This window comes from Stenotrophomonas forensis, assembly GCF_028752115.1.
GTDB lineage: Bacteria > Pseudomonadota > Gammaproteobacteria > Xanthomonadales > Xanthomonadaceae > Stenotrophomonas > Stenotrophomonas forensis.
The window spans coordinates 2,436,074-2,448,825 of the sequence record NZ_CP082270.1 but is presented as its reverse complement, the minus strand read 5'-3'; the positions used below and the strand labels follow the sequence as shown (position 1 = coordinate 2,448,825).

The 12,752-nt window shown below is 65.8% G+C and carries 12 protein-coding genes; 6 read left to right on the top strand and 6 right to left on the bottom strand.

Features of this window, described 5'->3' with window-relative positions; translation table 11 throughout:
* Nucleotide 1: 1 nt before the first annotated feature.
* Together K5L94_RS11530 and K5L94_RS11525 are read right to left on the bottom strand one after the other, a co-directional pair.
* The gene (locus K5L94_RS11530; RefSeq protein ID WP_274510444.1) at nt 2-712 is read right to left on the bottom strand and encodes a lasso peptide biosynthesis B2 protein; all 711 of its coding nucleotides are present in this window, start codon (nt 710-712) and stop codon (nt 2-4) included.
* A gap of 83 nt (nt 713-795) precedes the next feature.
* Complete coding sequence (locus K5L94_RS11525; RefSeq protein ID WP_162292569.1) at nt 796-948, bottom strand: hypothetical protein; 153 nt, start codon at nt 946-948, stop codon at nt 796-798.
* Between the two features lie 191 nt (nt 949-1,139).
* Here K5L94_RS11525 and K5L94_RS11520 point away from each other — a divergent pair, with 191 nt between their 5' ends.
* Nucleotides 1,140-2,066, top strand: coding sequence for a hypothetical protein (locus K5L94_RS11520; protein WP_053449734.1), 927 nt, complete (start codon nt 1,140-1,142; stop codon nt 2,064-2,066).
* Between the two features lie 16 nt (nt 2,067-2,082).
* On the opposite strand, the gene K5L94_RS11515 is transcribed toward K5L94_RS11520, so the two are convergent.
* Nucleotides 2,083-2,991, bottom strand: a complete 909-nt coding sequence (locus K5L94_RS11515) for a hypothetical protein (protein WP_148564964.1) — start codon at nt 2,989-2,991, stop codon at nt 2,083-2,085.
* 20 nt (nt 2,992-3,011) lie between these two features.
* Nucleotides 3,012-3,491 (bottom strand): GNAT family N-acetyltransferase, encoded by a 480-nt coding sequence (locus tag K5L94_RS11510; RefSeq protein WP_053449733.1) that lies wholly within the window; start codon nt 3,489-3,491, stop codon nt 3,012-3,014.
* Nucleotides 3,492-3,624: 133 nt separating this feature from the next.
* Here K5L94_RS11510 and K5L94_RS11505 point away from each other — a divergent pair, with 133 nt between their 5' ends.
* Both K5L94_RS11505 and K5L94_RS11500 read left to right on the top strand, forming a co-directional pair.
* Nucleotides 3,625-5,820: an AsmA family protein gene (locus K5L94_RS11505; RefSeq protein ID WP_053449732.1), complete on the top strand. Its 2,196-nt coding sequence runs from the start codon at nt 3,625-3,627 to the stop codon at nt 5,818-5,820.
* Nucleotides 5,821-5,892: 72 nt separating this feature from the next.
* Nucleotides 5,893-6,378, top strand: a complete 486-nt coding sequence (locus K5L94_RS11500) for a TspO/MBR family protein (protein WP_053449731.1) — start codon at nt 5,893-5,895, stop codon at nt 6,376-6,378.
* A gap of 17 nt (nt 6,379-6,395) precedes the next feature.
* Here K5L94_RS11500 and K5L94_RS11495 read toward each other — a convergent pair whose 3' ends face one another.
* Nucleotides 6,396-6,689: a hypothetical protein gene (locus K5L94_RS11495; protein ID WP_049458084.1), complete on the bottom strand. Its 294-nt coding sequence runs from the start codon at nt 6,687-6,689 to the stop codon at nt 6,396-6,398.
* A gap of 267 nt (nt 6,690-6,956) precedes the next feature.
* Here K5L94_RS11495 and K5L94_RS11490 point away from each other — a divergent pair, with 267 nt between their 5' ends.
* Genes K5L94_RS11490 through K5L94_RS11480 form a run of 3 tightly spaced genes read left to right on the top strand, consistent with a single transcriptional unit; the run spans nt 6,957 to nt 12,050 of the window.
* Nucleotides 6,957-9,194: an ATP-binding protein gene (locus K5L94_RS11490; RefSeq protein ID WP_274510443.1), complete on the top strand. Its 2,238-nt coding sequence runs from the start codon at nt 6,957-6,959 to the stop codon at nt 9,192-9,194.
* A complete protein-coding gene (locus K5L94_RS11485) occupies nt 9,191-9,658 on the top strand; it encodes a response regulator (protein WP_053449729.1) in 468 nt (155 codons plus the stop codon). Before K5L94_RS11490 ends, K5L94_RS11485 begins: the two co-directional genes overlap by 4 nt.
* Entirely contained in the window at nt 9,651-12,050 is a 2,400-nt protein-coding gene (locus K5L94_RS11480; RefSeq protein ID WP_274510442.1) for a hybrid sensor histidine kinase/response regulator, read from the top strand. Before K5L94_RS11485 ends, K5L94_RS11480 begins: the two co-directional genes overlap by 8 nt.
* 2 nt (nt 12,051-12,052) lie before the next feature.
* On the opposite strand, the gene K5L94_RS11475 is transcribed toward K5L94_RS11480, so the two are convergent.
* Nucleotides 12,053-12,745 (bottom strand): Rossmann-fold NAD(P)-binding domain-containing protein, encoded by a 693-nt coding sequence (locus K5L94_RS11475; RefSeq protein WP_274510441.1) that lies wholly within the window; start codon nt 12,743-12,745, stop codon nt 12,053-12,055.
* Nucleotides 12,746-12,752 lie beyond the last annotated feature (7 nt).

Here is a 12,752-nt window from a genome sequence, read left to right as displayed (position 1 = left end):
ATCAGGCCGGCTGCAGCACCAGGATGGGCGTCATCCGGCGCAGGTTGAAAGGGATGTCGGTCAGGACACGGTCGCCGTGCTGCAACCAGCAATGCGCCGCAAACGGCTGGGTCCGCACCGCGAACACCCAGACGGGAACGATGCCGTACGACCCCAGGAACTCGCGCATGGCCAGGCAGTACAGGAAGCACTCATCGGTCTTCCTGAAGGCGATCGGTCGCAGCCAATCGAATACCCGAACCAGGAGGGCCAGCTGCTGCAGGTCCACCTCGCCCGGCGTGGATGCCTGACCACGCCGGCGCGCTGCCGAAACCGTGTAGCTGAAAGGCAGGAACATCCTGCTGCATGCCGCACGCGTGACGGAAGCCAGGAAGCGGCGCACATCGCGGGCCGTGATCGGTGGACATCCCCGGGACTCGCCCTCGCGCACCCAGTGCCGGGGCAACGCGATTGCGGCGCTTGCTGCGGATTTTCCGCGCAGCGGATCCTGGGTGATCAGGCGCCGATCAATCAGCGACTGGAGCATCCTCGGCCTGGGCACTCCGTCGGAGGCCAGGGGCCAGTCCTGCACCAGCCCGCCAAGCCCCGCCGCCCAGCGCCGATCGATGGAAAGATAGCTGCCGGAGGCCTGGTCAAGAATGACCATCGCGTCACCGGTCACGCAGACATGCGCGTGCTTCGAAAGGAAGTATGGAGCTTCAGGCTGGTCCATCGCGAGCGTGATCTCATGCTGCTGCAGGCATCAGAGCGGTGCATGCAGGGGCATGCACCGCAGGTCATGCATGGTGCGATGGATCAGGGCGAGGTGGTCGGGAAGACGCCATCCCACAACGTGCCGTGGTTGTGCGCCTTCGTTTCGGAAACCACCGAGCCCAGCTCGATCAGTTCACCCTGGTCTTCGTGATTCTGCTCTCCAGCCACTACGCCCAGCTCAATCAGTTCGTTCATGAACATCTCCTCTAGTTAGTGGGTGCACCCACGCAATGCAGTGGATGCACAGCGGCCAAGCCGGCGTCGCCCTGCGTTGTTCAGCACGATTGCCGCCAAGGCATACAAATGTTACGATATAACATATTATTTTTGTGTGACGGCCGACCAGTTTGGACGTCGCTGCAGCGACTCCCACGAGAGCGAGATGGATGCCCACCGACATCAATGACGATGGCCTTGATCCCACCCTTTTGCTGAAGGGCCTGTTTCCGCTGCCGAAATTCATCCGCTTCGTCAGGGAGCGTTGCCCGCCAGGACGCTTTGATGAAGCGACGCTGGTGGAGGAATGGCGAAACGCCCGCGCCCTGGTGCGTCGTCTTCATCAGGACGAAGCAGACGCCGCCGACGCCATGGACGCCCTTGCCCTGCCCGAAGAGATGCAGCCATTGGCGGAGCAGGCCCTCCGCCAGCCCTCGATGCACCGCATGACGAGCGTGGTGCCCCGCTGCTGGCAGATGGTGGAAATCGACCGGCTGGTGGTCTTCCAGGAGTGCATCAACCTGCGCCACATCGATCAGCTGGCGGCGGCCACGGCCGCGTCACCCGATGCACGGGAGATCATGGAGCTGGTGGCCCGAAGTGGACGCCATGCACATCCGGATGTGCGCTTTACCCAGTCCGATGGCAGCTACACATTCGCCTCTGCGTCCAACGACCTGAGGTTTCTGGACGTGGCGGCGATCGACCCTCGCAGCATCGCCGATTACGAGCCGTTCGGCGCGGCCAGCCACGCCCTTGTCATCTATCTCGGTTTCAGCGACAACCTCATCAGCGCAACGCGCATTGGCCGCCGGATCATCCTGACCAATGGCTCGCACCGGCTGTACCTGCTGCGCAGGCTCGGCTTCCGCCATGCACCCTGCCTGGTGACCGATGCGTCCGACAGCGATCTGTCCGACGTACTATTGCCAGCCGCGGTCAAGCAGGATCGGCAGTTCTATCTGGGCGCTTCGCGACCGCCGATGTTCAAGGATTACCTGGATCCAAGGCTGACCTGCACCGTGCCGGTCACCCGCAAGCACTATGCGCTCAGGGCCAAGCTGGATCTGCAGAGGATCACGGTACCCTCGCTCTAGCGATTACCGCTCCAGCTCAAAGAAGACATGCTGTTGTAAACGGAGTTGATGCCCGGGGCAGGATCGGCGTCAACCAGTGGATGGTCTGCGTCGCTCCGTTCGGGACCCAATTGAAATCAGGCCGAACATCCGCCTTCGCCGGCCGCGCTGTCACCTTCTGCAACTCGATGCAGCGCAGAGCGAGTGATCTGCCGCCATCATCACCCGCCTTGATCGATCCATCGTGGGACAGCAGCACGGCTTCACGCCTCACCCGATACGCCGAATCCGAAGATGCTCGCGTTGGTTCATCCACGCCCCCTTGAAGCGGCGCTCCTGGCAACGCGGATTCGGGAATCGCCCCAAGAACGGCGAGCTGAGCGCACAAGCCCGCGTAGTAGGCATAGTACTCATCCTGCCCACGGGCATCCCGGGCAATTCGACCGAGAATATGAAAGGTCTCATGCGCCACCAGATCAACAAGATTGCCTTCTCGTCTCTCTTGGTTACCGAATGCCGGCGCAGCCAACGCAACATGCGCTGATCGATAGCCAAAGCTCCACCTGCTCACGGAAATAGATTGCCCTTCAGGCACGATGATCACCGAATAGCGGATGCTGCGCTTGGGGAACCATCGCTCCGCTTCGGTGGCGGAGGCGTCTATGTTCCGGCAGGTACTTTCAACATCTGGCTCGGTGCCCGGGTAGATCTCAAGTTGGATCCTGTGTGCGACAGACTCGCATACCTTGATCTCAGGCGTGCCGGACGCAAGATTCGATCCAGGTAGATAGCTTTCACTGCGCAGGTAGATCCAGCTTGCCAGAAGGGTCGAGCTGACCGATGTGTAACCTGCGGATGAGACCTGCGGTGGCATGCTCTTTGGCTGCAGGCCACAGGCGCCCATGAAAGAGCAGAATACAAAGACGCAGGATGTTCGCCAGATCATGCTCGCTCTACTTCAGGCCACTACAGGAACCGGTGCATCACAAACACGTCCACCAATCCCAGCGTTCGATGCCGGAATGCTTCCGGTAGCGCTCCGACCACCGCAAACCCCAGCTTCCGGTACAACGCGACGGCCGGCGCATTGGTGCTGACCACGTAATTGAACTGCATGGCCAGGAAGTCTTCCGCCCTCGCCCGTTCCAGGCTGTGTTCCACCAGCACCCGGCCAATGCCTCGCCCCTGCACTGTCGGGTCGACCACGTAGGTGGCGCTGGCCACGTGTGCGCCCAGATCGGGGAAGTTGGCGCCCATCTTGTACATTCCGACTACGTGGTCTTGCAGAAGCGCCACATAGGCCGGCTGCAGCCCGAACCAGTGGCCCTGGAAGGTGCTGGCCTCGAAGGTGCCGGCGAACGGCAGCGCATCCTCGGTCGCGATGGCGGCCCTGAAGATGGCCCACATGGCGTCGAAGTCACCTGCGGTGGCAGCCCGGATTTCCATGCGATTCCTCGCGGATCGGCGTAGTGGCCAAGGCGGACACTAGCAGAAACAAACCGCCCGGCCGCGGCTGCTTCACGTACCGCCGCCATCGGTTCCGCAATAGTTGAAGCAATTCCGGCCTGCAGAGCAGTACATGCCCCCTACTTCCGCGCGCATCCCGCACCGTTTTCGCCGATGGCGCGTCGCGGGCTATGTCCTGCTGGGCATCTACGCGCTCTACCTGCTGGCCGGCAACGTTTTCCTCAACACCCCGCTGTTCGACCAGGTCACCAACCGCAAGCCGCACAAGTTCGTGATGACCACCGGCCCGGCCATCACGCTGCTGCCGGGCCACGTCATTGCCTGGAACGTGCACATGCGCGGCCACGTGAACCACACCGTCTACGTGCTGCACGCCGAGCGCGCCAGCGCCCGGTTGGCGGTGTTTCCCCTGTTCAAGCGGGAGGTCCGGGTGCCCCGGCTGCAGGCCACCGGGGTCTCCGCCGAGATCAGCCGGGTCGAGGACGCCATTCCGCCACCGCCGCGCAGCGACCAGGGCTGGACCCTGCGCTTCGATGCCATCCACAGCGACAGCATCCGCAGCGCTCGGTTCGGCAAGCTGTTGATCATTGGCAAGGGCCAGGGCACGGTCGGGTTCCTCAAGCAGCTGCGCGGTGGCCCGTCCGAACTGTTCGATTCGGAGGTCTCGTTCCGCGATGCGGACACCAGCTTTGACGGTGTGCAGCTGCTGGGCGACATGAACCTGACCGCGCGCTTCAGTTATCCACGCCACTACCGCGACCAGGCGCCCGGGTTGGCCAAGCTGAAGATCCTGCATGCCCAGCTGGACGTGGATGCACGCAGCCAGGGCCTGCGCATGGACACCGATGCACGGCAGCCGCGCATTTCCAGCGCGCCGGTGCCCGGTCGCCTGCAGCTGGCGGCCCACCTGATCGACGGCCAGCTGCAACCCGGCGACCGTGCGCTCTGGCAGGTTCCGCTCTATCTGGGCGATGGCGCGCCTGATCGTGGCCTGCTCGCCCTGCAGCTCAACGTGGCCAACGACCTGCGCCTGCAGGCGCGCCTTCCGCCTCGGCCGGGCTCGGGCAGCGAAGTCGATGCGGACATCCACATCACCGGGCGCGACATCCCGTTCCAGGCTCCAGCGCAGCTGCTGGAGCGCAGTTCCGGCACCGTGCGCGGCGAATGGACCTTCACCTCGCTCAACTGGATCCCTGCGCTGTTCGTGCGCAAGCCGTGGCTGCAGCTGGATGGCGGCGGCACACTGAAGGCCGACCTGCGCCTGCGCCATGGCGAGCTGATCGAAGGCAGCACCGTGGACATTCCCTCAGCGGCCGCCGTGGCCGAAGTTGCCGGCGTGCGCCTGGCCGGCACCGCCAGCGCGCATGGCGAATTGAAGGCCGGCACGCCCAATCAGGCACAGCTGGCGATCCGGCTGCCCCGTTTCAGTGCACGCCCCAGCGATGCCAAGGACGTGCGCCTGTTCGATGGTCGCGATCTGGCCGTGGACCTGACCGGCGACGGCCGCCTGCAGGAACTGCGCAAGGGTGTACGTGCCCGGCTGCGTTTCAGCGAAGCCACCATTCCAGACCTGGCCGCCTACAACCGCTACCTGGGGTCGTCGCAGCTGCGGCTGTTGCGTGGCACTGGCAGCCTCAGTGGCGATGCCACGCTCGACACCGATGGCCGCGTCGGCCATGGCACGGCGCGCCTGCTGGGTCGCAACGCCAGCGCCAAGGTCGCAGGCCTGGACATGGGCGGCGATGTGGACGTGAACGCAACCCTGCGCCGCGGCGATTTCAACCAGCGCCACTTCGACCTGTCCGGTACCACCGTCGAACTGCGCAACGTGCAGGTGGCCGGCACAGAGTCCAGCGCCGCATGGAAAGGCCGTGCTGCGTTCAAGCGGGGCCGCATCGACGCGCAGTCCCCGTTCCAGGTGGACGCCACCACCGACCTGACCCTGAGCGATGCGCGCCCCCTGCTGGCGGTGTTCGCCTCGCGCACCGACTACCCGCGCTGGACCCTGTCGCTGCTGGATTCCGGCCAGGTCGATGCGCAGGCCAGGCTGCGCTGGCGGCCGGGTCACCTGATCATCGACGGTCTGCAGGCCGAGAATGATCGCCTCTCGGTGCGCGCACGTCTGGATCTGCTGGAGCAGCGCAAGCGTGGCGACCTGTATCTGCGCTGGGGGCTGCTGGGTGCTGGTATCGAGCTCGATGGCGACCAGCGCCAGTGGCACCTGGCCAAGGCGCGCGAATGGTTCGACCAGCGCCCTTCCCTGCTGCCTTCAAGCCAGGACGGGAGCGCCGCGGGCACTTCAGACTGATCGCCGCCGGCCTGCATCCATTTGCCGCCTCCGTTCGTATGAGGGGGCATAGGCATCATGGAGTTGTACGCAATGAAGCGGAGTTCACAGGCACTGGGTCTTCTGGGATGGGTCGCGGTTACCTTTGCGGCGGCTGCAATGGGCGCGTGGGCCTCCACGTCCGCTGCCAGCTTCTACGCCAGCCTCACCCTGCCGGCCTGGGCACCGCCTGCCGGTGTATTTGGGCCGGTCTGGACCCTGCTCTACGCGATGATGGCGGTTGCCGCCTGGCTGGTCTGGCGGGAGCGCAGTTGGCGCGGTGCGCGTCCGGCGCTGACACTCTATCTAGTGCAGCTCGCGGTCAACGCCTTGTGGAGCTGGCTGTTCTTCGGCTGGAAGCTGGGCGCACTTGCCTTCGCTGACATCCTTGTACTGATCGTGCTGGTGTGCGCGACGATCCTTGGCTTCCTGCGCATCCAGCGGGCCGCCGCAGTACTGTTGCTGCCCTACCTTGCCTGGATCTCGTTCGCCTCGGCGCTCAATTTCGCCGTGTGGCGCGCCAACCCCGGGGTATTGTGAAGCACCCATCAGAGCCCTCAAGCCTGTGCGGCCACCTGCGGCTGCCAGGCACGCAACAGCGACGGCTTGAATGCCTGCTGGCCGCAGCCGGCAGGGCAACGCACCACCCGTGATGCGGAATGGCTCACCAGCCCCTGCCCTTCCTCGGCCTTGAACACCGTTTCGCACGACAGGCAGCGGGCGACCAGCGAGTACAGGTGCAGCAGGCGGCCACTGGCCGGGTCCTGCAGCGCATCCACATCCAGCAGTTCGAACTGGCAGCTGTCGGGCAGCATGCGATACGGCATGGAAGGCAGGGTCTGCAGGTTCACGGTCGTGGTGGCTCAAGGAGGTTGGCCTACGGTAGGCAACCCCGTGTGCAGCGAGCGTGCAGCGCGCATGTACCTTCTGCGAAACGTGAAAGTGCCCGCCGCACGGCGAAAATGAAGAATTCAGTTTTCAATGAAAGGCTCTTCACGCTTACGAAGTGGTATGCGAATGCACGCTTTTGCTTCACCATCACCGGATACCGGATGCAGTGCTGGGTTGTCCCCATCTGGGATGTTCCCGTCATCCATGAATCATGAGTGCCGCCTTTGATGCCTTCCGTTGAGTCCAAGCACGACGTTGCGCTGTCCCGTTGTGCACGCGAACCGATTCATACGCCGGGCGCAATCCAGCCGTACGGTGTGCTTCTGGTACTGGAGCCGCAGTCACTGCGGGTGCGCGAGCGCGCCATCAGCCAGCCCAGGCTGCTGCAGCAGTTCGGCGAGCCGCTGATGCAGCACGTCAGCGAGGTGCTGGGCGGCGTGCTGGCGCCGTTCGAGGCGTTGTTCCAGCAGGCCGCGGTCGGCAGCAGCGCCCACGTCGGCGCCGTGCACCTGGACGGCCACGGCCGGCATCAACTGCTGGTGCACCGCTCCGCCACCGACCTGCTGGTCGAGCTGGAGTCGCCCGTTCCCGGCCAGCCGGGCTCGCTGGAGGAACTCTACCCGGCCATCCGCGAGCTGATGACCGCCATCGAGTCGGCCACGACGGTGGAAAACCTGTGCCAGCTGGCCGCCGAACACATGCGCCGGCTCACCGGCTTCGATCGCACCCTGGTCTATCAGTTCGACCCCGGCTGGAACGGCATCGTGGTGGCCGAGGATGGCAACGGCCTGTTACCGTCCTACCTGGACCTGCGTTTCCCCGAGTCGGACATTCCGGCCCAGGCCCGCGAACTGTATCGCCGCAACCGGGTACGGCTGATCGCAGACAACAACTACACCCCTGCCCCACTGATGCGCGCCGAGGACCATCGCGACGCACCGCCCACCGACCTCAGCCTGGCGGTGTTGCGCAGCGTTTCGCCGGTGCACATGCAGTACATGCGCAACATGGGCACCGGTGCATCGATGTCGGTGTCGCTGGTGCACGAAGGCCAGCTGTGGGGCCTGGTGTCGTGCCACACGGTGCATCCGCGCCGGCTGCCCTACCACGTGCGCACGGCCTGCGAGTTCATGGGCCAGATCCTGTCGCTGCAGATTGCCCTGAAGGAACGTGCGCGGGCCATTGAAGAGCGCGTGGCGCGCCGCTCGGTGCTGGTCAAGCTGCTGGCCCGCATGGCCGGCGACGAGGACTTCATGGCCGCGCTGCGCCACGACGAAACCAGCCTGCTGTCGCTGACCGGCGCCGCTGGCGCTGCCATCGTGCACAAGGGCGACTGCATGCGCGTGGGCGTGTGCCCGCCCGCGACCGACGTGCTGGCCCTCACCGATTGGCTGGCCGCACAGCAGGCCGGGCAGGAAACGTACTGCACCGACCATCTGCCCGGTGACTGGTCGCCCGGCGTGCGCCTGGCCGACGTGGCCAGCGGCGTGCTGGCGGTGTCCATCTCGCAGCTGCATGACAGCTACCTGATGTGGTTCCGCCCCGAGGTGGTGCGCACCGTGCGCTGGGGCGGCGACCCGCGCAAGACCGCCGCGCCGGACGTGGTGCTGTCCCCGCGCAGCTCCTTCGAGGCCTGGAAGGAAACCGTGCAGCAGCGCAGCCTGCCGTGGAATGACGCCGACCGCGATGCCGCGCACGAGATGCGCACCGCCATCGTCGACATCGTGCTGCGCAAGGCCGAGGAAATGGCCGAGCTGAACGAACAGCTGATGCGCAGCAACAAGGAGCTGGAAGCCTTCTCGTACTCGGTCAGCCATGACCTGCGCGCGCCCTTCCGCCACATCGTCGGCTATTCGGAGCTGCTGGGCAGCTCGGCCGGTGAACGCCTCAACGATACCGAACGCCGCTTCCTCGACACCATCGTGGAATCGGCCAAGTCGGCCGGTACGCTGGTGGACGATCTGCTGAGCTTCTCGCAGATGGGGCGCTCCACCCTTGGCCGGGTGCGGCTGGACATGGCCGCGCTTGCCGAGGACGTGCGCAGGAGCCTGGCATTGGACTACGCCGGCCGCGACGTGCAATGGACGCTGGCGTCGCTGCCGGAAGTGCAGGCCGATCCGACGATGATGCGCCTGGTCTGGCAGAACCTGCTCTCCAACGCGGTCAAGTTCACCCGCGAGCGCGAGCATGCGGTGATCGAGGTCGGCCATGAGCGCAGCGAGGAGGAGGATCACTTCTTCGTGCGCGACAACGGCTGCGGCTTCGACATGCGCTATGTCGACAAGCTGTTCGGCGTGTTCCAGCGCCTGCATCACGTCGAGGAATTCGAAGGCACGGGCATCGGCCTGGCCAATGTCCGCCGTATCGTCAGCCGCCACGGCGGCAGGACCTGGGCCGAGGGTGAGCCCGGCAAGGGCGCCACGATCCACTTCACCTTACCCCGTTCCACAGGAGATCACCCATGAGGGACCTGCGGCCGATCCTCCTCGTCGAGGACAGCCCCAAGGATGCCGAGCTGACACTGGCCGCGCTGTCGCGCTGCCAGCTGCTGAACGATGTCATCCATGTACGCGACGGCGCCGAGGCGCTGGACTACCTGCGCTGCGAAGGCAAGTTCGCCGGCGCCAACCACGGTGGCCCGGTGGTGGTGCTGCTGGACCTGAAACTGCCCAAGGTGAACGGCCTGGAGGTGCTGGAGCAGGTGCGCGGTGACGCGCAGCTGAGCAGTACGCCGGTGGTGATGCTGACTTCCTCGCGCGAGGAACAGGATCTGGTGCGCAGCTACGAACTGGGCGTGAATGCTTTCGTGGTCAAGCCGGTCGATTTCAAGGAATTCTTCGATGCCATCCAGGGGCTGGGCATGTTCTGGGGCATCACCAACCAGCCGCCGCCCCATCGCCCCAATGGATCGGGGCAGCACAATGCATGATGGATCGCGCCGCAGCGAGCGCCTGCGCATCCTCATGCTGGAGGACAGTGCGCTTGATGCGGAGCTGATCACCGCACAACTGCAACGGGCCGGCCTGGATTTCGAGGTCGAGCGGGTGTGGTCACGCAACACCTTCATCGAGGCGATCGACCAACGCGCGTTCGACGTGATCCTGGCCGACCACGTGCTGCCGGGCTTCGATGGCGACGCGGCGCTCGCGCTCGCACGCGAGCGGATTCCGCATACACCTTTCATCTTTGTCTCCGGCACGCTTACCGAGGAGCTGGCAGTGCAGGCGCTGACCCGCGGCGCACGCGACTACGTGGTCAAGCAGCGGCTGCAGCGCTTGCCGGATGCCATCCGGCGGGCACAGCAGGAAGCCCGCGAACGCACCCAGCTGGCCGATGCACAGGCCGCGCTGAACGACAGCCAGGCCCAGTTGCAGCAGGTGACCGATGCCGTGCCGGCGTTGATCGCCCAGTTCGACAAGGAGCACCGCTACCGCTTTGCCAACAAGGCGTTCCTGGACTGGCACGGTATCAGCCTGGCCGAGCTGCTGGGCCGTAGCGCGCGTGATGTCAGCGGCATTTCCGCGTTCGAGCACGCCCTGCCCAGCCTGCAGCAGGTGCTGCGGGGCGAGCGCAGCAGCTTCCAGGTGGAGCTGGCGCACCGCAGTGGCGAGTCACGCTTCGTGCAGATGGACTGCGTGCCCGAACGCGGCGCCGATGGAGAGGTGGTGGGTTACATCTGCCTGGGCAGCGACGTTTCCGGGCTGAAGCAGGCCGAGCTGGCGCTGCGCGAGGACAATCAGCTGCTTGAACGGCAGGTGCAGGCGCGCACCACCGAACTGCGGGCCAGCAAGCGACGGCTGCAGGCGATCTTTGAATCCAGTTTCCAGCACCAGGTGCTGCTGGATCTTGCGGGCCAGGTGGTGGATGCCAACATCGCCTCGTTGGCCGCGGTGCTGGCCGACAAGCCCGAGGTGATGGGCCTGCGTTTCGGGCAGTCGCCCTGGTTCGCGGGCACCGATGACGTCGGCGCCACCGTTGACCGGGCCATTGCCGATGCGGCCAAGGGGCACAGTTCGCTGCATGCGCTCGACCTGGAGTTGCCGACCGGCCGGCGCAGCTTCGATTTCTCGTTCCGCCCGCTGCTGGATGCCGAGGGCGCGGTCACCGCCGTGGTTTCGGAGGCGGTGGAAACCACCGCCCGGCTGCAGGCCGAGCACGCGCTACGGCAGGCGCAGAAGATCGAGGCGGTGGGCCAGCTCACCGGCGGCATCGCCCACGATTTCAACAACATCCTCACCGTGATCTCCGGCAACGTCGAGCACGCCATGCTGCTCAGCGAGCGTGCCGGCGAGCCCGGGGCGATGGTCGGCCGGGCGCTGGACAATGCCCTCAAGGGCGTGGGCCGCGCCGCCAGCCTGACCCAGCGCCTGCTGGCGTTCGCCCGCCGCCAGCCCTTGCACAGCCAGGCCGCCAACCTCAACGACCGCCTGTTGGACATGCATGACATGCTGCAGCGTGCGCTGGGCGAACTGGTACAGCTGGACATCCGCGTCGCCGAGGACATCTGGTGCATCGAGATCGACGTCAGCCAGCTGGAGGCGTCCGTGCTCAATCTGGCCGTCAATGCCCGTGACGCCATGCCGCACGGCGGGCGGCTCGTCATCGAAGTGGACAACAGCCATCTCGACCACGACTACGCCGCCCTGTTCCCTGATGCAGCACCCGGCGAGTACGTGATGCTGCGGGTCCGCGACAACGGCCACGGCATGGATGCGGCCACGCTGGCGCGGGTATTCGAGCCCTTCTTCACCACCAAGCAGGTGGGCCGGGGCACTGGCCTGGGCCTGTCGATGGTGCACGGCTTCGTCAAGCAGTCCGGCGGGCATGTGCTGATCGATTCGGTGGAAGGCGGCGGCACCAGCATCACCATGATGTTCCCGCGCTCGGCACTGGCCCTGCCCTGTGAGGGAACGGCACCGCAGACCGGGCTGGCCGGCTATTCGCCGCGCGAAGAGACCATCCTGGTGGCCGAGGACAACGATGATGTCCGTGCCCATACCGTGGACGCGCTGCGCATGCTGGGCTACCGCGTGCTGGAAGCACACGACGGCCCTTCGGCCCTGCGCCTGCTGGAGCGCCCTGACACCACGGTGGACCTGCTGTTCTCCGACGTGGTGATGCCTGGCATGTCGGGTTGGGAACTGGTGCGCGAAGTGCGCGAACGCTGGCCGGACGTCGCGGTGCTGTTCACCTCGGGCTACCCGCGTGACCACGATGCGGTCGGCAGCCAGGGCCGTGCGGCCGCGCTGCTGCCCAAGCCGTTCACCCGCAGTGATCTGGCGCAGGCGGTACGCACCGCGCTCGAAGCCGCGCTGCACTGAGGTCAAAGCGCCGGATCGCGCACTCCCGCTGCGATCCGGTTGATGTCCGCGCACTCCACCGTGGCCGGCGGATGCTCCCGGCCGGCCAGCGCGATCATTGCCTGGCCCAGTGCCAGATTGCTGGTCACCAGCGAGGGCGCGATCGCGCCGGCCAGTTTCATCAGCGGCGCGCCACCCCAGTACAACGGCTTCAGCAGGCCATGGCGGGTGCCGGTGCCTTCCACCGGGCGCACGCCACCTGGCCGCAACATCACCGTGCGAACCGGCAATGCCTGCAGTGCCTGCTCGGTTTCGCCCTTGATGCGCAGCGGCATCAGCCGACTACCCGCATCTGCGCCTGCACCGGACACATACAGGAAGCACCCCTGCGGATTGGCCGCTGCCCACGCCCGGGCAACCGCAAGCGTGGTGTCCAGCGTAACGCGACGGTACTCGGCCTCGGCGGTGCCTACCGGCGGCGCACCGGCACAGTAGAAGCAGGCATCGAATCCTGCCAGTTCATCCTGCCGCGCTTCGACGTGCAGGAACTCCGGCACGATCAGTTCGCTGCCGGCTCCGCGGAGGCTGCCCGGATGCCGGACCAGTGCAGTCAGCTGAGACACCTGGTGCGAGCGCTGACAGGCCAGGGCCACGCCCTGCCCCACCAACCCGGTAGCGCCGGTCAACAGAACCCGCAATGCACCGGCAGCCGCCATTGTGGTC